The organism is Pseudomonas edaphica, from assembly GCF_965277385.1.
GTDB classification, from domain to species: Bacteria; Pseudomonadota; Gammaproteobacteria; order Pseudomonadales; family Pseudomonadaceae; genus Aquipseudomonas; species Aquipseudomonas edaphica.
This window is the reverse complement of record NZ_OZ255725.1, coordinates 4,645,638-4,669,121: the sequence shown is the minus strand read 5'-3', so window position 1 is coordinate 4,669,121 and position 23,484 is coordinate 4,645,638. Positions and strand designations below refer to the sequence as shown.

At 58.9% G+C, this 23,484-nt stretch carries 24 protein-coding genes and 3 pseudogenes; 15 read left to right on the top strand and 12 right to left on the bottom strand.

The features are described from left to right. The first annotated feature begins 57 nt into the window (after positions 1–57). Positions 58–912 carry a LysR family transcriptional regulator gene (locus tag ACQY47_RS21265; protein WP_099550467.1) on the top strand — a complete coding sequence of 285 codons (855 nt, stop codon included), beginning with the start codon at positions 58–60 and terminating at the stop codon, positions 910–912. 123 nt (positions 913–1,035) lie between these two features. Here ACQY47_RS21265 and ACQY47_RS21260 read toward each other — a convergent pair whose 3' ends face one another. From ACQY47_RS21260 to ACQY47_RS21245, 4 genes are read right to left on the bottom strand one after another with little or no spacing between them, the layout of a single operon-like run. Further along, on the bottom strand, positions 1,036–2,259 hold the full coding sequence (locus tag ACQY47_RS21260; RefSeq protein WP_428551598.1) for an RNA polymerase sigma factor: 1,224 nt from the start codon (positions 2,257–2,259) through the stop codon (positions 1,036–1,038). Further along, positions 2,256–2,732 carry an SRPBCC family protein gene (locus tag ACQY47_RS21255; protein WP_017135435.1) on the bottom strand — a complete coding sequence of 159 codons (477 nt, stop codon included), beginning with the start codon at positions 2,730–2,732 and terminating at the stop codon, positions 2,256–2,258. The genes ACQY47_RS21260 and ACQY47_RS21255 overlap by 4 nt, the downstream gene beginning before the upstream one ends. Before the next feature lie 35 nt (positions 2,733–2,767). After that, positions 2,768–3,112 carry a YciI family protein gene (locus ACQY47_RS21250; RefSeq protein WP_017135434.1) on the bottom strand — a complete coding sequence of 115 codons (345 nt, stop codon included), beginning with the start codon at positions 3,110–3,112 and terminating at the stop codon, positions 2,768–2,770. Between the two features lie 42 nt (positions 3,113–3,154). Then, on the bottom strand, positions 3,155–3,574 hold the full coding sequence (locus ACQY47_RS21245) for a YybH family protein (RefSeq protein ID WP_169985084.1): 420 nt from the start codon (positions 3,572–3,574) through the stop codon (positions 3,155–3,157). Between the two features lie 148 nt (positions 3,575–3,722). On the opposite strand from ACQY47_RS21245, the gene ACQY47_RS21240 reads away from it, so the two are divergent. Genes ACQY47_RS21240 through ACQY47_RS21225 form a run of 4 tightly spaced genes read left to right on the top strand, consistent with a single transcriptional unit; the run spans position 3,723 to position 6,381 of the window. Then, positions 3,723–4,241: a GNAT family N-acetyltransferase gene (locus ACQY47_RS21240; protein ID WP_428551593.1), complete on the top strand. Its 519-nt coding sequence runs from the start codon at positions 3,723–3,725 to the stop codon at positions 4,239–4,241. Positions 4,242–4,283: 42 nt separating this feature from the next. After that, positions 4,284–4,538 (top strand): helix-turn-helix domain-containing protein, encoded by a 255-nt coding sequence (locus ACQY47_RS21235; protein WP_017135431.1) that lies wholly within the window; start codon positions 4,284–4,286, stop codon positions 4,536–4,538. Beyond that, positions 4,531–5,739, top strand: a complete 1,209-nt coding sequence (locus ACQY47_RS21230; protein ID WP_428551589.1) for a type II toxin-antitoxin system HipA family toxin — start codon at positions 4,531–4,533, stop codon at positions 5,737–5,739. The genes ACQY47_RS21235 and ACQY47_RS21230 overlap by 8 nt, the downstream gene beginning before the upstream one ends. 36 nt (positions 5,740–5,775) lie before the next feature. After that, complete coding sequence (locus ACQY47_RS21225; RefSeq protein ID WP_428551586.1) at positions 5,776–6,381, top strand: pyridoxamine 5'-phosphate oxidase family protein; 606 nt, start codon at positions 5,776–5,778, stop codon at positions 6,379–6,381. A 43-nt stretch (positions 6,382–6,424) separates the two neighbouring features. Here the strand turns inward: ACQY47_RS21225 and ACQY47_RS21220 are convergent, their stop codons facing one another. Then, the gene (locus ACQY47_RS21220) at positions 6,425–6,907 is read right to left on the bottom strand and encodes a GyrI-like domain-containing protein (RefSeq protein WP_017135428.1); all 483 of its coding nucleotides are present in this window, start codon (positions 6,905–6,907) and stop codon (positions 6,425–6,427) included. Between the two features lie 195 nt (positions 6,908–7,102). On the opposite strand from ACQY47_RS21220, the gene alaC reads away from it, so the two are divergent. Further along, the gene (gene alaC / locus ACQY47_RS21215) at positions 7,103–8,314 is read left to right on the top strand and encodes an alanine transaminase (protein ID WP_122484293.1); all 1,212 of its coding nucleotides are present in this window, start codon (positions 7,103–7,105) and stop codon (positions 8,312–8,314) included. Positions 8,315–8,453: 139 nt separating this feature from the next. Here alaC and ACQY47_RS21210 read toward each other — a convergent pair whose 3' ends face one another. After that, complete coding sequence (locus ACQY47_RS21210) at positions 8,454–9,806, bottom strand: GntP family permease (protein ID WP_056859617.1); 1,353 nt, start codon at positions 9,804–9,806, stop codon at positions 8,454–8,456. A gap of 84 nt (positions 9,807–9,890) precedes the next feature. Continuing rightward, positions 9,891–10,424, bottom strand: coding sequence for a gluconokinase (locus ACQY47_RS21205; protein WP_017139216.1), 534 nt, complete (start codon positions 10,422–10,424; stop codon positions 9,891–9,893). 211 nt (positions 10,425–10,635) lie between these two features. Between ACQY47_RS21205 and ACQY47_RS21200 the strand changes: the two genes are divergently transcribed. From ACQY47_RS21200 to ACQY47_RS21165, 8 genes are all read left to right on the top strand, one after another. Then, the gene (locus tag ACQY47_RS21200; RefSeq protein ID WP_428557372.1) at positions 10,636–11,667 is read left to right on the top strand and encodes a LacI family DNA-binding transcriptional regulator; all 1,032 of its coding nucleotides are present in this window, start codon (positions 10,636–10,638) and stop codon (positions 11,665–11,667) included. A gap of 461 nt (positions 11,668–12,128) precedes the next feature. Further along, positions 12,129–12,368, top strand: coding sequence for a DUF6124 family protein (locus tag ACQY47_RS21195; protein WP_236370544.1), 240 nt, complete (start codon positions 12,129–12,131; stop codon positions 12,366–12,368). A 189-nt stretch (positions 12,369–12,557) separates the two neighbouring features. Then, positions 12,558–13,190 (top strand): glutathione S-transferase family protein, encoded by a 633-nt coding sequence (locus ACQY47_RS21190; RefSeq protein WP_428551579.1) that lies wholly within the window; start codon positions 12,558–12,560, stop codon positions 13,188–13,190. Between the two features lie 15 nt (positions 13,191–13,205). Further along, positions 13,206–13,943, top strand: a complete 738-nt coding sequence (locus tag ACQY47_RS21185) for an NAD-dependent epimerase/dehydratase family protein (protein ID WP_428551576.1) — start codon at positions 13,206–13,208, stop codon at positions 13,941–13,943. Between the two features lie 9 nt (positions 13,944–13,952). Further along, positions 13,953–15,362 (top strand): MFS transporter, encoded by a 1,410-nt coding sequence (locus ACQY47_RS21180; RefSeq protein ID WP_428551573.1) that lies wholly within the window; start codon positions 13,953–13,955, stop codon positions 15,360–15,362. Positions 15,363–15,486: 124 nt separating this feature from the next. Continuing rightward, positions 15,487–15,966, top strand: a complete 480-nt coding sequence (locus ACQY47_RS21175; protein WP_428551570.1) for a hypothetical protein — start codon at positions 15,487–15,489, stop codon at positions 15,964–15,966. 178 nt (positions 15,967–16,144) lie between these two features. Then, on the top strand, positions 16,145–16,654 hold the full coding sequence (locus ACQY47_RS21170; RefSeq protein WP_428551567.1) for a hypothetical protein: 510 nt from the start codon (positions 16,145–16,147) through the stop codon (positions 16,652–16,654). A gap of 82 nt (positions 16,655–16,736) precedes the next feature. Then, positions 16,737–18,109 (top strand): IS3 family transposase gene (locus ACQY47_RS21165; protein ID WP_428551564.1). Its coding sequence is split into 2 segments (ribosomal slippage): positions 16,737–17,208 and positions 17,208–18,109, totalling 1,374 coding nucleotides; the frame shifts between segments, so codons are not numbered across the junction. 64 nt (positions 18,110–18,173) lie between these two features. Here ACQY47_RS21165 and ACQY47_RS21160 read toward each other — a convergent pair. The 3 genes and pseudogenes from ACQY47_RS21160 to ACQY47_RS21150 all read right to left on the bottom strand — a co-directional run. Further along, positions 18,174–18,590: pseudogene (locus tag ACQY47_RS21160) on the bottom strand (methyl-accepting chemotaxis protein); the annotation flags it as partial. A gap of 126 nt (positions 18,591–18,716) precedes the next feature. Further along, positions 18,717–19,493 (bottom strand): annotated as a pseudogene (locus ACQY47_RS21155) (PAS domain-containing protein); the annotation flags it as partial. 167 nt (positions 19,494–19,660) lie between these two features. Continuing rightward, positions 19,661–20,530: a LysR family transcriptional regulator gene (locus ACQY47_RS21150; RefSeq protein ID WP_428551561.1), complete on the bottom strand. Its 870-nt coding sequence runs from the start codon at positions 20,528–20,530 to the stop codon at positions 19,661–19,663. A 96-nt stretch (positions 20,531–20,626) separates the two neighbouring features. Here ACQY47_RS21150 and gstA point away from each other — a divergent pair, with 96 nt between their 5' ends. After that, positions 20,627–21,229 (top strand): glutathione transferase GstA, encoded by a 603-nt coding sequence (gene gstA, locus ACQY47_RS21145; RefSeq protein ID WP_428551558.1) that lies wholly within the window; start codon positions 20,627–20,629, stop codon positions 21,227–21,229. Between the two features lie 114 nt (positions 21,230–21,343). Here gstA and ACQY47_RS21140 read toward each other — a convergent pair whose 3' ends face one another. Next, entirely contained in the window at positions 21,344–22,279 is a 936-nt protein-coding gene (locus ACQY47_RS21140; protein WP_017139207.1) for an aliphatic sulfonate ABC transporter substrate-binding protein, read from the bottom strand. Between the two features lie 128 nt (positions 22,280–22,407). Continuing rightward, positions 22,408–23,422, bottom strand: a pseudogene (locus ACQY47_RS21135) (ABC transporter substrate-binding protein). Between the last annotated feature and the right edge of the window lie 62 nt (positions 23,423–23,484).

Here is a 23,484-nt window from a genome sequence, read left to right as displayed (position 1 = left end):
TGATTACCCTTTGACTCGATACTTCATAACTAATAACCATCGATAAAGGCGATAGTCATGGCCTCCAATGAAGTGCTGCAGGCGTTTGTGCAGGCGGCTACCCAAGGCTCGTTTTCGGCGGCGGCGCGCAAGCTGGGTAAAAGCCAGTCCACCGTCAGCGCGGCGGTGGCGAGCCTGGAGATTGATCTGGATGTGGTGCTGTTTGATCGCAGCAGCCGCAAGCCGACGCTTACGCCAGCCGGCCATGTGTTATTGCAACGCGCCGAGCAGGTGCTGGAGGCCAGCAGCCGCCTGGAGTTGGCAGCGAGCCAGTTGTCACAGGGTTTGGAACCCAAGCTGACCATCGCCATGTCCGATACTTACCAGTCCGACCGCTTTGAAATCGCCCTCAAGGCCTTTGAACAGCGCCACCCGGACCTTGAGCTGGAATGCCTGATCGCCGAATGCGAAGACCTGATCGCCCTGGTGCAAAGCGGCCGGGCGCAGATTGCGTTTATCGAAAAACAAGACACTTACCCGCCCGACCTGACCGGCGCGCCGGTCGAAGAACGTACCGAAATTGCCCTGTTCGCGGCGCCCACGCACCCGCTGGCCAAGCTGAAGAACATCCCGGCGCAGACCTTGCAGCAACACCGCGAATTGCGCCTGGCCAGCATCATCAACCCGACTGAAACCCGCCCCAGCGGGCGGGTGTGGTCAGCGCCCAGTTACTTGATGTTGATGGAGATGGCACAGCTGGGGTTTGGCTGGGCACCGATTCCGCGCTGGTTGGTGGAGCGTTTTGGTGGCGACCACTTGGTCGAACTCAAGGCCCGCAGTTGGCCACGTTCGGTGGCGGTGGATGCGCTCTGGTCAAGGCACCACCCACCGGGGCCGGCGGGGAGTTGGTTGCTGGGCAAGATGCTGGAGTGATTCTGTCCGGACACTGAGGTTCCAGGTGGGAGCTGGCTTGCCTGCGATGGCGGTGAGCCAGTCTAGAATCTGGCGACTGACACACCGCTATCGCAGGCAAGCCAGCTCCCACAGTTTTGATTTTCACTGTATGGGAAGTTTGAGTTCGGCGAGGCGGCGTTCGAGGAAGCGTTTTTCTGGGGTTTGTTGGGTGAGTGAGAGCGCTTTTTCATAGGCTTCCCGCGCGTCTTCAACCCGCCCCAACTGCCGACAAAACTCCCCGCGCGCCGAATGCGCCAAGTGATAATCGCGCAACTCCCCGCGCTGCAAAATGCCCTCCACCAACTGCAACCCCGCCAACGGCCCCTGCTCCATCGCCACCGCCACAGCGCGGTTCAGCTCGATCACCGGCGACGGCACTGCGCGCAGCAACACGTCGTAAAGCCCAACAATCTGCAGCCAGTCCGTGTCCTCTGCCTGGGGCGCTTCGGCATGCACTGCCGCAATTGCCGCTTGCAGGCAATACGGGCCAAAACGCCGTGTGTTCAACGCCTGCTCCACCAGTGCGCAGCCTTCAGCAATCAAGGACGCGTCCCACACCGCGCGGTTCTGTTCATGCAATAACACCAACTCACCGTCGGCCGAGGTGCGCGTTGCTCGGCGCGACTCATGCAGCAGCATCAGCGCCAGCAAGCCCATGACCTCCGGCTCTGGCAGCAACTCCAGCAGCAAGCGCCCCAAACGAATGGCTTCGCGGGTCAGGTCTTCGCGGGTGAGGTCGGCGCCCATCGACGCCGAATAGCCTTCGTTGAACACCAGGTAAACCACGCGCAGCACGCTGTCCAGACGCTCGGGCAACGCGTCCAGGGTAGGCACCTGGTAGGGGATTTTTGCTTCGCGGATCTTGCCCTTGGCGCGCACGATGCGCTGGGCGATGGTGGTGGGCGTGGCCAGAAAGGCGCGGGCGATTTCTTCGGTGGTGAGGTCGCAGATCTCACGCAAGGTCAGCGCCGCCTGGGCGTCGGGTGCCAACGCCGGGTGGCAGCAGGTGAAGATCAGGCGCAGGCGGTCGTCTTCCACGTCTTCCTCACTCCAGTCAGCCGCTTCCAGCGCGTCGGCCTGCTCCTGCAGTAACGGGGTAAAACGTGCCTGTCGGCGCAGGCGGTCGATGGCTTTGAAGCGGCCGGTGGAGACCAGCCAGGCCCGTGGGTTATCCGGCACGCCGTCTTGCGGCCAGCGCTGCAGCGCAATAAAAAACGCCTCGTGCAGCGCCTCTTCAGCCATGTCGAAATCACCCAGCAGGCGAATCAGCGTCGCCAGTACGCGGCGTGATTCGCTGCGGTAAATCGCCTCGACCTGCGGGGTCAATCGGGCATGCCCTGGGTCACCAAAGCCACCAGGCGGTCGAGGCTCTGGCCCCAGCCGTCATGGAAACCCATGGCTTCGTGGGCCTGCTTGTCAGCTTCGCTCCAATGCATGGCGCGGGCGGTGTACTGGGTCTTGCCGTCGACGGCTTCGAAGGTCACTTCGGCGGTCATGAACGGCTTGCCCGACGGTACCCAGCCCGGCGCAAAGGCATCGGTAAACACCAGCCGGTTCGGCGCCTTGATTTCCAGGAACACGCCGGAGGTCGGGTACTCGGCGCCATCCGGCGCGCGCATCAAGGTACGAAACAGACCACCGACCCACAGGTTCATTTCGCACTCCGGCGTGGTCATGCCGTGTGGCCCCCACCATTGCTGTAACAGCTCGGGCGTGGTCCAGGCGCGAAACACCTTGCTTGGCGGTGCGTCGATCAAACGGCTGATGGACAGTTCAAATTCAGCGGGTTGGGTATTCATGGGTAAACCTCCTTAAACTCTTGTGGTTGTTGTGTTCAGAGATTCAATTCACGCACGGGGCGCACTTCCACACTGCCGACCCGGGCTGCCGGTATGCCGCCCGCCACCTGGATCGCTTCGTTCAGGTCTTTGGCCTCGATCAGGTAAAACCCGGCGAGCTGTTCCTTGGTTTCGGCAAACGGCCCGTCGGTGATCGACAGCTTGCCATTGCGCATGCGCACGGTGGTGGCGGTGCTTACCGACTCCAACGGCTCGGCGGCGAGCATTCGGCCGCTGGCCTGGATGGCCTCGGCGTAGGCAAAACACTCCGGGTCCGCCGGGCTGTCGGGCGAGGTGTGCAACACCTCTTCGTTGCTGTAGATCAGGCAGAGGTATTTCATGGCGCTCTCCGTTTTCGGACTACTGACTATAGTTCGTGGCGGTCAAGGTTTCAGGTCGAACAATGCCGTGCCGCTTTCCATGTCGAAGGGCGCCGACCAGTGCTCATGCACCACCTTCCACTGCCCGTTGATGCGCTGGTAGCCGGCAGTCACGCGCATCCAGCACGCCTTCACCACGCCATCCGGCCCGGCGCCGCCGCAGTGGGCCAGCCAGTGGGCAAACGCGCTGTCGGGCGCCTCAACGATATGCAGCTCATGAAATTCGAAAATGCCCGGGCCAGGGCAATGCTTCATGCATTCATCCCAATGGGCGCGGTAGGCGGCCTTGCCCTTGAATTGCAGCGCAGTGACGGCGTCGAACGAGACGATATCGTCGGCGTAATAGCTGACAATTTTGTCGATATCACGATCAAGTACGGCTTGTTTCCATTGCTCGATCAGGGTGTTGATTGCAGTGCTCATGGCGATACTCCTGGGGGTTGGAAAATCACAAAGGACACTCCTGGTCGAATGGCCTTGAATGAAATCGACACGCCACTGAAAAATAATTTCGCGTGCATCAAACCCGCTAGAATCCACGCCTCTTTGTAGGATTTCGGATGCGCCCCCGATGGAAACCCGCCTCGTCGCCTATGAGACGCTGAGCCTTGTGCAAAAACAGCAGCTCGACACCCTGCAAGTGCACCCCGAGCAACTGGCGTATTCCGGCGATATCTACTGCGCGCTCAACAGCCTGCTGGTCAACCCCAAGCCCGGCGCAATCAAAGGCTTTGCGCTACTGGCCGACGAAACGCCCGTGGCCTTCCTGCTGCTCAAACGCCCGCCCTGCCTGCCCCATTGGGCCGATGAACACAGCGCCACGCTGCATGCGTTGCAGGTGGACCGGCACCAGCAAGGGCACGGGTTTGGCAAAGCGTGTTTACAGGCATTGCCGGCGGCGGCCCTGCAGGCGTGGCCGCAGATCAAGGCGCTGGAGTTGTCGGTGGACACGGACAATGTGGCGGCGATGGGGTTGTATCTGGCGGCTGGGTGGGTGGACAGCGGGGAGGCGTATAAGGGGCGGGTTGGGTATGAGCGCAGGTTGAGTTGGGTGTTTGGTCGGGATGGCATTGACAGCTTAAAAATGTAACGTATATATGACTTAAATAATCAAAAGTAATGAATACGTGACATGGACACTTCTATTATCACCCAACGCTTAGGCCAACAAGTTCGCTCCATGCGCCTCAACCGTGGCTATACACAAGCGGACCTGGCGAAACTTGCGGGCGTTACCCGGCAAAAACTGATCGAAATCGAGAAGGGCAGCCTCTCTGTTTCCATGAATGCCTATGCTCGCGTGATTGCCGCCCTGGGCAGTGAGGTCAAATTAGTGCCAGTGACTCTGCCGACACTTGAAGAGTTAGAGGACTTGTTCAATGAATAGCCCCGCTCTTAGCGTTCATACGCCTCAGGGCGACAGCGGCAGCGTCTTGGTGGGCGCTGATGATTACCTGTTTCGCTACGACGCTAAGGCACAGGCCCAAAGCGCCATCAGCCTTACCATGCCCGTGCGCGCAGAAGAATATCGCCGCCGCGAATTGCATCCAATCTTTCAAATGAATTTGCCCGAAGGCTACGTACTGGAACAATTGCGTAACCGTCTGGCTAAAACGGTAAAAGTGGACCCGATGCTGTTACTGGCCTTATCAGGTAGCAGTGCACCGATTGGCCGGGTTTTCGTGATTTCCGATCAGATAAACGAATTGATCCAACGCAACGGTCCGCCCGCAAACGGAGAGAACCTGGCAGAAATTCTCGCGTGGGATGGAGTAGAAGACCTGTTCGCCGACTTGGTGGACCGTTACATTCTGCGAGCGGGCATTTCTGGCGTACAGCCCAAAGTGCTGGTGCCAGAAAAACCTCAAACTCCCGAGCAAAAATTCACCTCAAAAACCAACGACCTGATTATCAAAAGCGGGCGCGATGAGTTTCCGGGCTTGGCCATCAATGAATACCTGTGCATGTCCATTGCGCGGGATGCAGGCCTGCCCGTGCCGCCGTTTTATCTGTCGCAGAACCATAAGCTATTCATCATGCGGCGCTTTGATCGCGACGCGCAGCTCAACCCGCTGGGTTTCGAAGACATGACCACACTGATGGGCCTGTCTGCCGAACAGAAATACACCAAGAGCTATGCCGCCATCGCCAAGGCTGTACGCGCGTTTTGCTCACCAGAAAACCAACGCAGCTCGTTGGACCAATTGTTCGATAGCGTGGCTTTGAGTTGCATCGTGGGAAATGGCGATGCTCACCTGAAAAACTTCGGTGTGCTCTACAGTGACCCGATTAAATTTGACGCGCGCCTGGCCCCGGCTTACGACATCGTGAATACCACCGCCTATATACCTGAAGACACACTTGCGCTGGATCTGTCCGGCAACAAATCAATGTTTGCCTCACGCTTGGGCATCCTTGAGTTTGCAAGAACCTGCGAAATTGCAGAACCTCAGGCGCGTATTCAGGCGCTGCTTCAAACCCTTGAGGTCGTGCTCAAGCGCGAAGACGAATACTGTCGGTTAGCGCCTGACGTTGCAAAAGCCATTCGACAATCCGCCCAGAGCTACCAGCAGAGCTTCGGTGGCTGAACGCTTCTGTACTCATCCAAGGACAAGGTGGTGAATATGCTGACAACCCTCGAACAACTCGAAACCCTCTACGGCCTCCCCCACGAACGGGCGGTGCGCAAGGAGATCGGGTTTCTCAACGAGGATTACCAGGCCATGGTGCGGGCGTCGCCCCTGGTGGTGGTGAGTTCATCCGGGCCGGACGGCATTGATGGCTCGCCACGTGGTGATGTGCCGGGGTTTGTACAGATTGTGGATGAGCGCACCCTGGCGATCCCGGACCGGCCGGGCAATAACCGGCTCGACACCCTGCGCAATCTGCTGCAAGACCCACGCATTGCCTTACTGTTCATCATCCCGGGCATTGGCGAGACATTGCGCGTGAACGGCCGCGCACAGATTTCCATCGAGCCCGAGCTGCTGGAGAGTTTTGCGGTGAATGGCAAACCGGCGCGTTCGGTGATTCTGGTGCAGGTGGAGGCCGCGTATTTCCACTGCTCCAAAGCCTTTGTGCGCTCGGATTGCTGGAACCCCGAGAAGCACTTGGACCGCTCGGCACTGCCGTCGGCCGGAGCGTTTCACAAGCGGCTCAATGCTGGGCAGTTTGATGCCGAGGCCTATGACCGAGAGATGCCGGAGCGGGTCAAAAACACGCTGTATTGATACGTCTGTCAGCGCCGGCTTGCCGGCGCTGACAGCACCGCCGTCAGCCCTTTTCGCCAACCGGCAGCCAGATCTCCACCGTCCCCGTACCCTTGCGCGCGTCGAAATCGGCGCTGTAGCGTTCGAAATCCGCGCCCATCACCTTGTAGCCCGAGTGCGGCAACCACTCGAACATGATGCGTTCGTAGGTTTGCTCAAGTGCCTGCACCGGCCCGTAATGTGGGAACACTGCATAGTTGAGCGGTGCAATTTCGATGAACTCGAAGTTGCTCGGCACGTCGCTTTTAGTCGGGACTTCAACCCCGGCCATGTAGTCGAACTCGCCATGGTGGGGGTTATGGCACACACCATAGGTCACGCCACCGACGCGCTTTTTAATGTCTTTGATGCAAGTGTCGAACAATTCCCACAGCTTTGGGATATCACCCACTGTGGCCTTTGAATAACGCCCTTGTACCCCAGCGATTACCAAGGCTTTACCGGCTTCCATGCGTGGTTCTAACGGTTGTTTTGTCTGCTGATCCATACGAACAGTCTCCTTCTTATGAGGGAACAAACCCGCATCGAGTATAGGGGCATATCCAGGCTTCACTCCAAGTAGAAATTTTTCCTACACATCTGGACAACTGGCCATCATCGACCGTATTGTCTGCCCCGCAGGCCACCGCAGTGGCCGACGTCGCTCGGACGGTTCCGGGCGCTTACGTACCTCGAGGCAACAATGGCAGACCAAGGTTCGCCGCGCCGCTTTGCGCGCATAGATCGACTCCCCCCTTACGTTTTTAATATCACTGCCGAGCTGAAGATGGCTGCGCGTCGGCGCGGCGAAGACATCATCGACTTGAGCATGGGTAACCCTGACGGCGCCACGCCTCCCCACATCGTGGAAAAAATGGTCACCGTCGCCCAGCGTGAAGATACCCACGGCTACTCCACTTCCAAAGGCATTCCGCGGCTGCGCCGGGCGATTTCGCGCTGGTATAAAGACCGCTACGAAGTGGATATCGACCCGGAAACCGAAGCCATCGTGACCATCGGTTCCAAGGAAGGCCTGGCGCATTTGATGCTGGCCACCCTCGACCAGGGCGACACCGTGCTGGTGCCCAACCCCAGCTACCCGATTCACATCTACGGTGCCGTGATTGCCGGCGCACAGGTGCGTTCGGTGCCGCTGGTGCCGGGCGTGGACTTCTTCGCCGAGCTGGAACGGGCGATTCGTGGCTCGATCCCCAAGCCGAAAATGATGATTCTGGGCTTCCCGTCCAACCCCACCGCGCAGTGCGTGGAACTGGACTTCTTTGAACGTGTGATCGCCCTGGCCAAGCAGTACGACGTGCTTGTTGTCCACGACCTGGCCTACGCCGACATCGTCTACGACGGCTGGAAAGCGCCGTCGATCATGCAAGTGCCGGGCGCCAAGGACATTGCGGTGGAGTTTTTCACCCTGTCCAAGAGTTACAACATGGCCGGCTGGCGCATCGGCTTTATGGTCGGTAACCCGGAACTGGTCAACGCCCTGGCGCGGATCAAGAGCTACCACGACTACGGCACCTTCACCCCGCTGCAAGTGGCCGCGATTGCGGCGCTGGAAGGTGATCAGCAGTGCGTGAAGGACATTGCCGAGCAGTACCGCCAGCGCCGTAACGTGCTGGTCAAAGGCCTGCATGAGCTGGGTTGGATGGTCGAGAATCCCAAGGCGTCGATGTACGTCTGGGCAAAAATCCCCGAGCAGTATGCCGCCATGGGTTCGCTGGAATTTGCCAAGAAGCTGCTGCTGGAGGCGAAGGTGTGCGTGTCGCCGGGTATCGGCTTTGGTGAGTATGGGGATGATCATGTGCGCTTTGCGCTGATCGAGAACCAGGACCGGATTCGCCAGGCGGTACGCGGGATTCGCGGGATGTTCCGGGCGGATGGGTTAGTTCAGAAAGCCTGACCCCTAACTTCCTGAAGAAACCGAATCAATGTGGGAGCTGGCTTGCCTGCGATAGCGATAGTGAATCCAACACCGCCATCGCAGGCAAGCCAGCTCCCACATTTGATTGGGTTACCACATAGGTTTTGTGGTGCGCCTGTTACACCACCAACGACAGCAACATGATAAAGATCAGCGCCACCACCGACAGAATGGTCTCCATCGCCGTCCAGGTCTTGAAGGTCTCGACCACGGTCATATTGAAGTACTGCTTCACCAGCCAGAACCCCGCATCGTTGACGTGAGACAACACTAACGAGCCCGCCCCCGTCGCCAACACCAGCAGCTCACGGTTAACCCCTGGAATCATCCCGACCACCGGCACCACAATGCCTGCGCCGGTAATGGTCGCGACCGTCGCGGAGCCTGTGGCCACACGAATCACCGCCGCCACCAGCCACGCAAGCAGAATCGGGTTGATCTGCGCGTTCACCGCCATATGGCCGATCACGTCGCCCACGCCGCTGGTCACCAGCATCTGCTTGAAACCACCACCGGCGCCGATGATCAGGATGATCGCAGCGGTCGGCGCGAGGCTGGCGTCGAGCAGCTTGAGGATTTGCTTGGAGTGAATGCCCTGGCGATGGCCAAAGGTGTACAGCGACAGCAGCAACGCCAGCAGCAGCGCAGTGATCGGGTGACCGATCATGTCCATCCAGTTGCGGATGGCATGGCCGTCCGGCAGCGCGACGTCGGCGAAGGTTTTGAGCAGCATCAGGAACACCGGCAGCAGCACGGTGATCAGGGTGATGCTGAAGCTCGGCAAGCTTTTGGACTCTGGCTCGCGGGCCAGTTGGTCAACCAGTTCCTGGGACGGGTTGCCTGGAATGTACTTGGCGATAAACGTGCCGAAAATCGGACCGGCAATGATGGCGGTCGGCAGTGCGACGATCAGGCCGTACAGGATGGTCTTGCCGATGTCTGCGCCAAACACGCCGATGGCCAGCAGCGGGCCAGGGTGCGGTGGCACCAGGCCGTGTACTGCCGACAGGCCGGCGAGCAGCGGGATGCCGATCTTGATCAGCGACACGCCGGTGCGGCGCGCGACGATAAATACCAGCGGGATCAGCAGTACAAAACCGATCTCGAAGAACAGCGGGATGCCCACCAGGAACGCGGCGAACATCATCGCCCACTGGACTTTGTCTTTGCCGAAGGCACGGATCAGTGTCTGTGCGATCTGATCGGCGCCGCCGGACTCGGCCATCATCTTGCCGAGCATGGTGCCCAGCGCGAGGATAATGCCGACAAAACCAAGCACACCGCCAAAACCGTCCTGGAATGCCTTGATGATCTTGTCCACGGGCATGCCCGAGGTCAGGCCGAGGAAGCCGGCCGCGATGATCAGTGCAATGAACGGGTGCACCTTGAACTGGGTGATCAGAACGATCAACCCGATGATTGTGACCACTGCGTCTAGCAGCAGGTAGGACTCGTGGGACATGCCAAACATGGGGGGTCTCTCCTGTTTGTTGTTGTTATTAAAGCGGGTATTGAATCTTTCGCCGGGGGTAGCGCTACCTTTTCCGGCAAAAAATTAATGGGTAGGTTCAAAGCCGTGTTGCAGCCACCAGGCATTGGTTTGCTCGGCCAAGTCCTCGACGCTGTCTTCGCTGGCGTTGAGCGCCAGGGTCAGCGGCTCGCCCACGGGCGATTCGAGGGTGGCGAACTGGCTGTCGATCAGGCTTGCCGGCATGAAATGGCCGGGGCGATGGGAAACGCGGTCAGCGGCCACGGCGCGGGTCAGCTCCAGGAACACAAACCCCAGGCCCGGCGCAGCTTCGCGCAGGTGGTCGCGGTATTTCTTTTTAAGGGCTGAGCAGGTGAGCACCGGATGCTCGCCCGCTTTGAGCGAGCGGCGCAGTTCATCGCAGAGGATGTCGAGCCAGCCGGCGCGGTCGTCGTCGTTGAGTGGGTGGCCGGCGCTCATCTTTTCGATATTGGCGGCAGGGTGAAAGCTGTCGCCTTCAATCGCGGTGGCGCCGTTCAGGCGGCACAGGGCTTCGCTGACGCTGGACTTGCCACAGCCGGAAACACCCATGATGACCAGGGCGGTAACAGGTTGACTCATGAAACACCTCAGGACGCAGATAGCGCTACCTTTGCACGCTGTAAGGCTAGTGCAAAAACAGGCTTTTCCCGCGCCGACTTGTCATTTTTATGGAGTGACGCGTGCATCCTCTCCAACCGTTTGAACAGGATCAGGCAACCCAACGTTCAAGTATTTGCAGCCGTTTGGAGACAGCGCTACCTTAGTGCCTCGATTTTTGTTTGGCAACAGCCTGATGACCTCCAAGAACGATAAAAAATTACGCACCACGGGTCGCCCGACCCTCAATGAAGTGGCCCGCTTGGCGGGCGTTAGCCCCATTACCGCCTCCCGCGCACTGCGTGGCGTCAGCACGGTTGCTACCGAGCTGGTGGAAAAAGTGCAACTGGCCGCTGCCGAACTCAACTACGTCGTCAACCCCGCCGCTCGCGCCCTGGCCTCGGCGCAAAGCCATTCGGTGGTGGTCATCGTGCCGTCGCTGTCCAACCTGCTGTTTATCGAAACTCTCGAAGCCATCCACCAAGTGCTGCGGCCCAAGGGCTTTGAAGTGCTGATCGGCAACTCGCACTATTCGCGTGATGAAGAAGAAAACCTGCTGCGCAACTATATGGCTTACCAGCCACGCGGTTTGCTGCTGACCGGGTTTGACCGCACCGAAAGCGCACGGCGGATGGTCGAGGCCAGTAATGTGCCCTGTGTGTACATGATGGATCTGGACCCGAACGCGGGCGTGAATTGCGTGGGGTTTTCGCAATTGAGCGCAGGCGAAACAGCCGCAGCGCATTTGCTCTCCCGTGGGCGCAAGCGCCTGGCGTATATCGGCGCGCAGTTGGACCAGCGCACGTTGCTGCGCGGTGAAGGGTTCCGCCATGCCCTGCAGCAGGCGGGTATGTACGACCCGGCGCTGGAACTGCTGACGCCACGCCCCTCCTCCGTGGGCTTGGGTGGTGAGTTGTTTTTGCAGCTGCTGGCGGCGCATCCGGACGTGGATGCGATTTTCTTCGGTAACGACGACCTGGCCCAGGGCGCACTGCTGGAGGCCATGCGCCACGGCATCAACGTGCCGGAGCGCGTGGCAGTGCTGGGCTTTAACGATCTGCCGGCATCGTCTTTTATGGTGCCGCGTTTGAGCAGTATCAGCACGCCACGGGAAGCGATCGGGCGGCGCTCGGCGGAGCATTTGTTGACGATCATGGCGGGCAACAAGATTGCCAAGCCGGTGGTGGACATGGGGTTTGCGTTGCAGGTGCGCGAAAGTACTTAACCTTTCAAAGCCCAAACACAATCAAACTGTGGGAGCTGGCTTGCCTGCGATGGCGGTAGACCTGTCGGCACATCGTTGCCTGACACACCGCTATCGCAGGCAAGCCAGCTCCCACATTTTTTTACCGTGCTCGCTTGATATGTAGGAAGGCTGTAGGACGCGGCTGACATTGCCGTAAGCGCCTTGCCCGGTTGCCTACGCTTACGTCAGAATCCGCCGGCTTGTGCGCTTGGGGGGTGGTCTCTAAGGTTGATCGGTCACTGAATTTCTCGGTGATCGGGTTTAGTAGCCCAACTTCTGGACACTCTTAGTGCATAAGCCTCATCTGAGTTTGATGGCGGCTGTGCGTAGGGCACCTTCGGGTGCGCCGGCTTTGAGTGTCCACCGGTCTACTAACCTGCGTACAGCTGCCACCCTTCGTTTAGTAGCGATCCGGCGGCGGCTTATTCCAGGATGCTCAAATGATCAAAAAAACTGAAAAACCGCCAACTACGCTCTTCACCCTCACACCCGACACACCCCTCGAATCCCTACTGATCAACAGCTACGAAACCGTGTGTTCCGTCAGCACCTTGTTGCTCGACCTGTCCAACGACCTCACCGGCAAACACCGCGACGTGGCACTCGCCATTCATCAACTGAGCGAGTTGTCAGTGCTGATGGTCGGCAAAGCCATGGACCAGCAAACACCACGCACCTAAAGCCTAACTCGGTTAACCCTGTGGGAGCTGGCTTGCCTGCGATGGCGGTAGACCTGTCGGCACATCATTGCCTGACACACCGCTATCGCAGGCAAGCCAGCTCCCACATGTTGTCCGTGCCCACTTAAGATATCGCCGTAAAGTCCTGCCCCTGCTAGATTGACCGCTCGCCATCGTCAGGGAAGCACCATGGGACACTCACTGAAAATCCTCGGCCGCACGTCCTCCATCAACGTGCGCAAAGTGCTCTGGACCTGCCAGGAACTGGGCATCGACTACGTACGTGAAGACTGGGGCATCGGCTTCAAGCCCACCCAGTCAGCCGAATTCCTGGCCCTGAACCCCAACGCCCAGGTGCCGGTGCTGATCGACGACCACGGTGTGTTGTGGGAATCCAACACCATCTGCCGCTACCTGATCGGCCTCTACCAACGCACCGACCTGCTACCCGCCGAACCCGCGCCACGGGCGCGGGTCGAGCAATGGGTGGACTGGCAAGCCGTGGAACTCAACCGCGCCTGGGGCGATGCCTTCACCGCGCTGGTGCGCAATAACCCCGACAACCTCGACGCGGCGCAGATTGCCGCCGCCGTGCAGCGCTGGAATGACAAGATGGGCCTGCTGGAACAACAGTTGGCCAAAACCGGCGCCTATGTGGCCGGAGATGAATTCACCCTTGCCGATATCCTGATCGGCCTCTCGGTGCACCGTTGGCAGAACACGCCCATGCAGCGCCCGCCCTACCCTGCCATTGCGGCGTATTACCAACGCCTGAGCCAACGCCAGGGCTTCAAGACCTTCGCCCTCGACGGCCATCACTAAAACAAGGACTTCACCGTGAACGGACTCAACGTACTGCTTACCGGCGCCTGCGGCAGAATCGGCAAGACGTTTTTCGAAGCCTCGAAAGACCGCTACCGCTTCACGCTCACTGACCGCATCGCGCCGGCGTTTGACCTGGGCGAGCACCGTTTCGTCCACGCTGACCTGAGTGACAAAGCCAGCCTGGCCGCGCTGCTCGACGGCATCGATGTAGTCGTGCACCTGTCGGGCATCCCCCACGCCAGCGCGTCGTTCGACGAATTGCTGCCGAACAATATCCTCGCCACCACTTACCTGTTCGAAGCCGCCGTGGCCGCCGGCGTGAAACGTTTGGTATTCGCCAGCAGCGCACAAACCATCGAAGGCTACCCGGTAGACCGGCAGATCACGCCCGGCATGCAGGTAATGCCCGCCAACCTGTATGGCGTGAGCAAATGCTACGGCGAGGCGTTGTGCGGCTACTACGCAGCCAAGACGCCACTGTCGACCATTGCCCTGCGTATCGGCGCCTTTGAGTTCCCCGAAACCCACGACCTCAACAACGCCCGCGACCTCAGCGCCTGGCTCAGCCCACGGGACGCGGTGCAATTGCTGCAACGCTCGGTGGAGGCCGAGGGCGTGAAGCATCTGATCGCCCATGGCATTTCCAATAACCGTTTCAAGCGCCTGGACCTGAGCGAAACCACGCGGGTGCTGGGTTACCATCCGGTCGATGATGCATTCCAAGCATTTGAAATCCCGATTACTTATTGAGTTCTGCCCATGCCTGCACTCTCCACCGCCGACGGCATCGACCCGATCCGTGCTGCCCACATCAGCGCGCGCATTGACCGCCTGCCCGCCGTCGCCACCGTCTGGCGCCTGGTGGCGCTGCTGTCGATCGGTGGTTTTTTCGAGCTGTATGACCTGTTCCAGACCGCCTATATCAGCCCCGGTTTGATCAGCGACGGGATCTTCCACACCGGCAGCGAGGGCGTGTTCGGCTTCTCGGACCAGGCCGCGTTCGCCTCGGCGACCTTTCTGGGCCTGTTCCTCGGCGCCAGCCTGCTCAGCCCCATCGCCGACCGCTTCGGGCGCCGGGCGATCTTCACCTTTGCGCTCATCTGGTACACCGTGGCCACGGTGTTGATGGGCATTCAAACCTCGGCGCTGGGCATTATCGGCATGCGTTTTCTGGTGGGCATTGGCCTGGGGATCGAGCTGGTAACCATCGACGCCTACCTGTCGGAACTGGTGCCCAAGCGCATGCGCAGTTCGGCGTTCGCCTTCGCGTTTTTCATCCAGTTTCTGTCGGTGCCGGCGGTGGCGTTGATGTCGTGGTGGTTGGTGCCCCAGGCGCCATTCGGGGTGTCCGGCTGGCGCTGGGTGGTGCTCAGCAGCGCAGTGTTTGCGCTGTTTATCTGGCAACTGCGCAAGCGCCTGCCGGAATCACCGCGCTGGCTGGCGCAAAAAGGTCGCTTTGATGAAGCCGGGCAGATCATGGACAACCTGGAGGCGCGCTGCCAAAAGGATCACGGCAAACCGCTGGATGAACCTGAACCGCAGGCCGTCAGCGTGCAAGGCAGCGGCCGTTTTGCCGATATCTGGCAACCGCCGTACCGGCGCCGTGCGTTGATGCTGATTGTGTTTCACGTGTTCCAGGCTATCGGCTTTTTCGGCTTCGGCAATTGGTTGCCGGCGTTGCTGTCGGGTCAGGGCGTGAGCGTGACCCACAGCCTCATGTACGCCTTCATCATCACCCTCGCCTACCCGCTGGGGCCGTTGCTGTTTGTAAAAGTGGCCAATCGCTTTGAAAACAAATGGCAGATTGTCGGCTCAGCCATGGGCGCAATGATCTTCGGCAGCCTGTTCGCCCTGCAAACCACGGCGGTGGGGCTGGTCATCTGCGGGGTGATGATCACCTTCTGCAACGCCTGGCTGAGCTTCAGTTATCACTCGTACCAGAGCGAACTGTTCCCGACCAATATCCGCGCACGGGCGGTGGGGTTCTGCTATTCGTTCAGCCGCTTGTCCACAGTGTTCAGCAGTTTGTTGATCGGTTTTATCCTGGAGCACCTGGGCACGCCGGGCGTGCTGGCGTTTATTGCCAGCAGCATGTTGATTGTGATGATCACCATCAGTTGGTTCGGGCCGCGCACGCGCAATTTGGCGTTGGAGAATATTGCGCACTGACGCGTAACCCGCTGGTCGGGTAGACGCCAAAACCTGTGAAATATGACAGTAGACGGTTTGTTTTATAAGTCACTAAATGGCTTTCAACCTTCTGCCTATTGCAGAAATGAAAGGAGTTGGCTCTATGGAACAGACAGGACAACCCGTACCCGACAGTACCGCTAAACTTACTGAAGGAGCAGGCCCCCTTGGGGCCCCCTTACCCAAACCTTTGGTATACGTCTACCTTGCCTACATCAGGAACACTTATATAACCGAAGATGCGATCTATCGCCGATCCGGGACAGCAGCGGTGCAACTTACAAGCTGGAATACTTATAAAACGCAGCAGTTGTCTGTTTATAGCGCGTCCAAATTTATCGTAGGAAAGGCCTACAATTTGGTCGTTAGCCCTAGTCGAGACAATGAGGCAAGGCTGATTTTTTATGGCCCGCTGCTAAACGGTGGAACTCATCACTTTATTCCTGAACACGGAACGCTAACAGTAAAAAATGGGCCCACTCCAGGCTGGATAATCATTGACTTTACTTCATCGACATTATCCTGGCCTGGCGCACCCAGCGCTGTTATCGACGGCTCCATTCATGTGAAAGACGTTAGTTAACCCAACATCCACTTAAATGTCCTCTGACAGGAGAGCCGGCACCTGACGGCAACGCGTGGCCGCCCACGGGACAATAATTGCCGCGACGGCCACGCCATCCCCAACAAAACCAGGGCTGGTGCTCCCGGCATGCTATTTGCTCCACCTGACGCACCGAACACATCCCAGGTGAGCAATCATGCTGATCAACAACAACACCCAAGCCGTAACGACCGTGCAACAGCTCAAGCGTCCCGACATGGACCCGGCCAACGCTGCCGCCAGCACGCTGTACAGCGGCGCCCTGCAGGCGGCGCAGCAAAGCGTGACCGTGCCGGCCGCGCAGAAGGACCTGGACAAAGCCAACGACCGCATCGACGAAGCCTTCGCCAAGACCCGTGTGCAGCTGCAAGCCACCACCGCCGCCCCTACCGCATCGACGGATGTGCCGGCAGCCGGTTCGAGCACCAGCACCGCACGCGCCGACTTCACCGACTACATGAACAAATCCCCCGCCGAACGCATCCGCGAGCAGTTGCTCAAGGAACAGGGTTTGACCGAGGCGCAAGTGCAAGCAATGCCGCAGGAAAAACAGGACGCGATTGCCAAGCAAGTGGCTGAACGCGTGAAGCAGCAGCAAGATCAGCAGGTAGCGGCGAAAGCCACTGATCCGGCGCAGGCGGTTAAAGAAACCCTGGCCGCGATCTGACCGACACCGCTGATGATCGGATGATCGTTCCCACGCTCCGTGAACTGACCCCCAAAGGCTGGACACAACCTTTGGGGGCGTCATGGGTAAGTACACAGAGCAAGCAAAACTCGCAGCAGTGCAGGATTATTGTTCCGGTAGCGCGGGTTTGAGGGATGTTGCACACCGTCACAATGTTGACTTTTCATCCCTTCGCCAATGGGTTGCGGCCTATCAGGTACATGGCGCTGCTGGGCTGAAACAGAAAAGGCTGCAGCGCTACAGCAACAATTTCAAACTGTCTGTTTTGAAGCGTATGCGTGAGGAGCAGCTGTCCTATCGACAGACGGCGGCCTTGTTCGATATCCGTAAATTCGACATCATCGGCCTCTGGGAGCGCCGCTATGATGAGGGCGGTTTTGATGCCCTTACCAAGCAGCCTGATAGAGCCGGACGTCCGAAAAAAATGCCAACCTCCATTCCTCCTGTTCAACCCAACTTACCTGATGACGAGTCTCGCTCACGTGATGAATTGCTTGCTGAAGTGAAGCAGTTGCGGATGGAAAACGACTACCTAAAAAAGCTCGAAGCCTTGGTTCAGGAGAAGAAACGAGTAGCGCAGCAGAAAAAGCGCAAATCGTAATAGGACTGAGGCCGCTGCACTCTCTCGAAAGCCTGCTGACGTTTGCCGGTTTGGCACGCAGCACCTTTTACTATCAGCAAAAGGCGCTGCAAGCGGCTGATAAGTACGCCGAGTTGAAAGACAAGATTCGTTCTACGTTCGATGAGCACAAGGGCCGGTATGGCTATCGTCGGATAACGGCTGCGGTACGAAGCGCCGGCCATCTCGTCAATCACAAGACGGTTCAGCGACTGATGGCACAACTTCAGCTCAAGAGCTTGGTGCGTGTGAAAAAATACCGAGCTTACAAAGGCGAGGTAGGCAAGGCAGCGCCTAATCTTTTGAAGCGAGAGTTTGAAGCTCCGTCCCCCAATCAGAAGTGGGTGACCGACGTTACTGAGTTCAAAGTTGGAGGTCAGAAGCTTTATCTGTCTCCCGTTTTGGATCTGTACAACGGCGAAATCATTTCCTACGAGATTGCCAGAAGGCCGCTGTTCGATATGGTTGGGAAGATGCTCAAAGGTGCATTCAAGCGGCTTCAGCCGCATGAAAAACCGGTTTTGCATTCAGACCAGGGCTGGCAGTATCGAATGCCAATTTATCTAAAGGCTCTTAAGGAGCGCTCAATCACGCCAAGCATGTCGAGAAAAGGTAACTGCTACGACAATGCGGCCATGGAGAGTTTCTTCGGTACGCTGAAGTCAGAGTTTTTTTATCTAAATAAATTTAGCGATCTGGATGAGCTTCAGGCAGGCATCGACGAGTACATCCAGTATTACAATCACTCGCGTATCAAGCTGAAACTAAACGGCCTGAGCCCTGTTGCATACAGAGCTCAGGCCGTTCAGGCATAGGCGTGTAATCGTCCAGCTTTGTGGGGTCAGTTCACCGCGTGGGAACGATCTTGAGCCCCCAGCCTTACTGCAGTTGCAACGTTGAGTTGAACTGGCTGATCGCATCCACCACATGCCGCGAGCCTTCCTGAATCTCCAGGATCACCTGCCCCGCTTCATTCGCCAATTCCACACCCAGCCCCGTACGGCTCAGGCTCGACTGCATGCTCGACACCGCACTCAGCGACAGGTCGTGGTTCTTGCGCACTACATCCACAATCTCCACTGTCGCCTGACTGGTGCGTGCGGCCAGGCTGCGCACTTCATCGGCCACCACCGCAAAACCACGCCCATGCTCGCCCGCCCGCGCCGCTTCAATGGCTGCGTTAAGCGCGAGCATATTGGTCTGCTCGGCAATGCTGCGGATGGTCTGCACGATGGAGCCGATGATGTCCGATTGCTTGCTCACCGCATCGATACTCTGGGCCGCCTGATTCAAGTCGCTGGAAATCTCTTCAATGATCTGCACGGTTTGCTGCACCACCTCCGAACCTTTGCGCGCACAGGCATCGTTTTGTACCGAGGTGGCATGCGCCGAATCGGCGGCGGTGCGCAGGGTGGTGACTTGGTCGGTGATGTCACTGGCGAATTTCACCACTTTGTACAGGCGCCCGTTGGTGTCGAAAATCGGGTTGTAGGACGCTTCCAGAAACAGGGTCTTGCCGTATTTGTTCTTACGCTCGAAGCGATGGGAATGATATTCCCCACGGTTGAGCGAGGCCCAGAACGCCTTGTAGGCCGGCAATTCAACCTCGGCACGGTGGCAGAACATGCTGTGGTGCTGGCCGATGATTTCTTCGCGTGAGTACTGCACGGTGCGCAGGAAATTATCGTTGGCGTTGAGAATCTGGCCCTGGGGCGTGAACTCGATCACCGCCATTGAACGGCTGATGGCGTCGATCAGGCTCTGGTTCTCGTGTTCATGGTGGACCCGCGCCGATATATCCGAAGCCACTTTGATCACGCTCTGCACCTGGTTGTTGCTGTCGAGCACCGGCATATAACTGGCTTCAAGCCACACTTCTTCGCCACGCTTGTTCAGGCGCATAAAGGTGCCGCTGAGGGCTTCGCCCCGCGCCAGGTCACGCCATAGCTTGGTGTAGGCCTCGGTGTGGGTGTAGGCATCCTCGCAAAAAATGCGGTGATGCTTGCCGCGAATTTCCTCCACCTTGTAGCCCATGGCTGTGCAGAAGTTGTCGTTGGCATCGAGGATGATGCCGTTGCGGTCGAACTCGATCATTGCCATGGAACGGCTGATGGCGGCGAGTTTGGCGTTGGCTTCGGTGAGGGCACAGGAGAAACGTTCGATTTCTTGCAGGTCGGATTTGTGATGGCGGTTGAACATGGTCAGATCACCCTTGATTCCCGGCGCCTGAAAGGCGCATTCCATTCATTTTTTGGATAGTGCTGGCTAACCTTCATGGGGAAATAACCATCCGAAACGCTTTATATGCCAAACGTCATCAACGGTTCTGGGTGAGCATAGACAGGGCTTGGCGCTATGCAAGGCCACTAGTCAGCCAGCATTTTTAACAATGCGCTTGCCGCGGCTGAAGGCGGCCGGGCGGGCGAGCCGACCAAGGCAAATTCGCGATACAGCGGGACGGTCAGCGGCATCACGCGCAAGCCATTGCGCTTTACCGGCAAGGCCATTTCAGGTACCAGCGTGACGCCGACGCCTTCGCGTACCAGGCTGTAGGCGCTGTTCCACTCGCGTACTTCCACGCGAATATCGCGCAGGGTAAGCCCCGCAGCGCCCGCCAAGCTGCGGGCACTGGCGGTGCAACCGCCGGTGGCAAGTACAAAGGGTTGCTCCAGCAGCGCCTCAAACGACACGCTGGCGTTGGCCGGGCGCTGCGCCAAGGGATGATCGGTCGGCAACACGGCCATCCAGCAATCTCGCCCCAATACGCTGGCGTTGCGCTCGGGCTTGGGGTTGAGCACCACGCCCAGGTCGATCAGGCCGGCGTCAAGCAAGGTGAGCACTTCACTGTCCGTGACATCCAGCGTGGTCACTTCAATACCGGGGTTCAGCTGACGAAAACGCTGCAGCAGCGGCGTCAGAAAAGTCGCCATCACCATCGGGAAACTGGCGATGCGAATACTCCCACGCAGCAGCGGCCGAGCGTCGTCGACCGTTGTACGAATCGCCTGCAACGCCCCCATCATCACGCGAGCTTGTTCGATCACACTCAACCCGAGCGCGGTGGGCAAGGTCTTGCGCGGCTCGCGCGTGAACAATTGCGCCCCCAAAGTCGCCTCCATGTTGGCCATGGCCTGGCTGGCGGCGGACTGGGTCATGCCCACTTGCTCGGCAGCCGCCGTAATGCTGCCTTGATCGGCCACGGCCACCAGCAAGCGCCAGTGCATCAGGTTCATCATGGCAGTAGCTGTCCTTATGGGTGGGGTCTGAAGGTTTAATTTTACCCACGGTGCCATGCCCGTGAGACTGGCGCAAATTCAACCGAGTAGCCCCACATGAAATTGTATTTCTCCCCGAATGCCTGTTCCCTCGCCCCCCATATCGTGCTGCGCGAATTGGCGCTGCCGTTCGACTTGGTAAGGGTCGATAACAAGGCCAAAACCACTGCCGATGGCGCAGACTTCCTGCAAATAAACCCCAAGGGCTATGTGGCGGCGCTGCAACTGGATAACGGCCAGGTGCTGACCGAAGCCAGTGCGATCCTGCAATACTTGGCCGACCTGAAACCCGCCGCCCGGTTGGCCCCGGCCAATGGCAGCTGGGAGCGTGTACGTTTGCAGGAATGGCTGAATTTCATCGCCAGCGAGATTCACGGCGGGCTGGGGATTTTCTTCAACCCGGCGATCCAAGGCGAAGTGCGAGCCACGTTTGTGGCCAAGTTGTTCAAGCGTTTTGCGTTTCTGGTGCAGACGCTGGAGCGTCAGGATTATTTGCTGGGCGAGCAGTACTCGGTAGCGGATGCGTATTTGTTTGTGCTGCTGCGCTGGGCGGCGGTTCATGACATTGATCTGCAGCCGTGGCCGGCGTTGACGGCGTTTATGCAACGCGTTGGCGCACGGCCTGCCGTGATTGCAGCGCTGGCCGCTGAAAATCCATGACCTGAAATGCAATCCACTGTGGGAGCTGGCTTGCCTGCGATGACTGTGTGTCAGGCAATGATGTGCTGTCTGGGCCAGCGCTATCGCAGGCAAGCCAGCTCCCACAGTTGATGTTCATTGGTTTAGAGCCTTGAAGACTATTTGCTGCACATCGACCTTTTTCGGGATCAGGCCGTTGGCGAAGAACAGGTCGGCGGTGCGCTGCTGATTGGCGATGTCGATGGCCTGCAGCGGCCGAATCGGCTCCGGCGAGCGGTGTTCGAAGTAGCTTTTGACCACCGCCGGTTGCAGGCCCAGGGTCTTGGCCATCAAGGCGATGCTTTCTTCGGGCTGGTCCAGAGACAGGCGCTGGGCCTTGCCGAGCGTCTTGATGATGGTGGCGACGGCGTGCGGGTACTGTTTGGCAAACGGGCTGTTGACCACAAAGAAACTGCCGGCCGGGTTAAGGCCCTGGCCGTCGCCCAATACGCGGGCGGAGCCATCGACCACGGCTGCCGAGTAGTACGGGTCCCACACCACCCAGGCGTCGACTTTGCCTTGTTCAAACGCAGCACGGCCGTCGGACGGCGACAGGTACACCACATTCACATCCTTCCACTGCAAGCCCGCGCGCAGCAGGCTTTTGAGGAACAGGTTGTGTGCGCTGGAGCCCTTGAGCAGCGCCACGCGCTTGCCCTTGAGTTCGGCCACGCTTTGGATGCTGCTGGCTGTGGGCACCAGCACCGCTTCGGTTTTGCCTTCATTGGGCTCGACAGCGAAGTACTGCAAGTCGATGCCGGCGGCCTGGGCGAAGATCGGCGGGATGTCGCCGATATTGCCAATGTCCAGGCTGCCGGCGTTCAGCGCTTCGATCAGTGGCGGGCCGCCGAGGAATTCAGTCCACTGCACCTGGGTGCCGGGCAGCGCCTCTTCGAACAGTTTGTGCTCACGGGCCAGTACCATGCTCACCGAGCTTTTCTGGTAGCCGATGCGCAAGGTGGACGGTTCGGCCGCAGACACCGCTGCCGAAAACACAAGTGAAGCCAGGACCACACTGAAAAACTTAACCATCATTGTTACCTCCGATCGTTCCCACGCTCTGCGTGGGAATGCCGCCAGGGACGCTCCGCGTCCCGCTCTAAAATCGTGACGCAGAGCGCCACGGGATGCATTCCCACGCGGAGCGTGGGAACGATCAGCTACAGGCCAGCTTTGACCTTGGCCGCGACATCCGCAGGCACCCATTGCTGCCACACTTGCGGCTGCTCTTTGAGGAACGCCAGCGCGACCTGGCGCGGCTGTTCACGTTTCTCGCTCATTTGCGCGAGGATGCCGTTGAGCAGGTCGATCGGCAGGTCGACTTTTTCAAAGAAGGTGACTAACTGTGGGTACTGCGCCTTGAACGGCGCCGACACACCAATCGCCAAGTGTGCAGGCATCGAACGGGTGCCAATGGGGTGCGGGTTGTTGGCGTCGGCCAGGGTTTTCCAGGCGTCGGCGTTGAACGGCGGTTCTTCGAGCTTGATCAGCTTGAAGCGGCCCAGCAGTGGCGTCGGCGACCAGTAGTAGAACAACACCGGTTTGCCACGGCGGATCGAGGAGGCCACTTCAGCATCCAGCGCCGCGCCGGAACCGGTGCGGAAGTTGACGAAGGTATCGGTCAGGCCATAGGCCTTGAGCTTCTGGCTGTTGACGATTTCCGAGGTCCAGCCGGTGGGGCTGTTGAGGAAGCGGCCTTTGCTCGGGTCTTCAGGGTCGCGAAATACGTCCTTGTAGCGCGCCAGGTCAGCCACTGACTTAAGCTGCGGCGCCAGCGGTTTGATGCCGCGTTCGGCATCACCCTTGATCACGTATTCGGGCACCCACCAGCCTTCGTGTGGCACCTTTGACCGTGTCGCCCAGGCCGAACACTTTGCCTTCGGCCTCGGCCTTGACCCACGCCGGACTGCGCCCGGCCCATTCTTCGCCGATCACCTGAATGTCGTCCTTGGCCAGGGCGGCTTCCAGGCTCACGGTGCTGCCTGGCAAGGTGTCGGTGGGCAGGCCGTAACCTTTCTCGACGATCAGGCGCAGCACTTCGGTGATAAGGCTGCCGCTTTCCCAGGTGATGTCGCCGAAGTGGATGGGTTTGATGGCCTCGGCGGCCTGGGTTGGCTGCGCCAGGACAGCGAGAGCCAGCAGCGAGCCACCGAGCAGGTTTTTAATTGTTTTCATGCAGAACCTCATTTTCCGGAACACAGGAGATCAACGGTGGGAGCTGGCTTGCCTGCGATGGC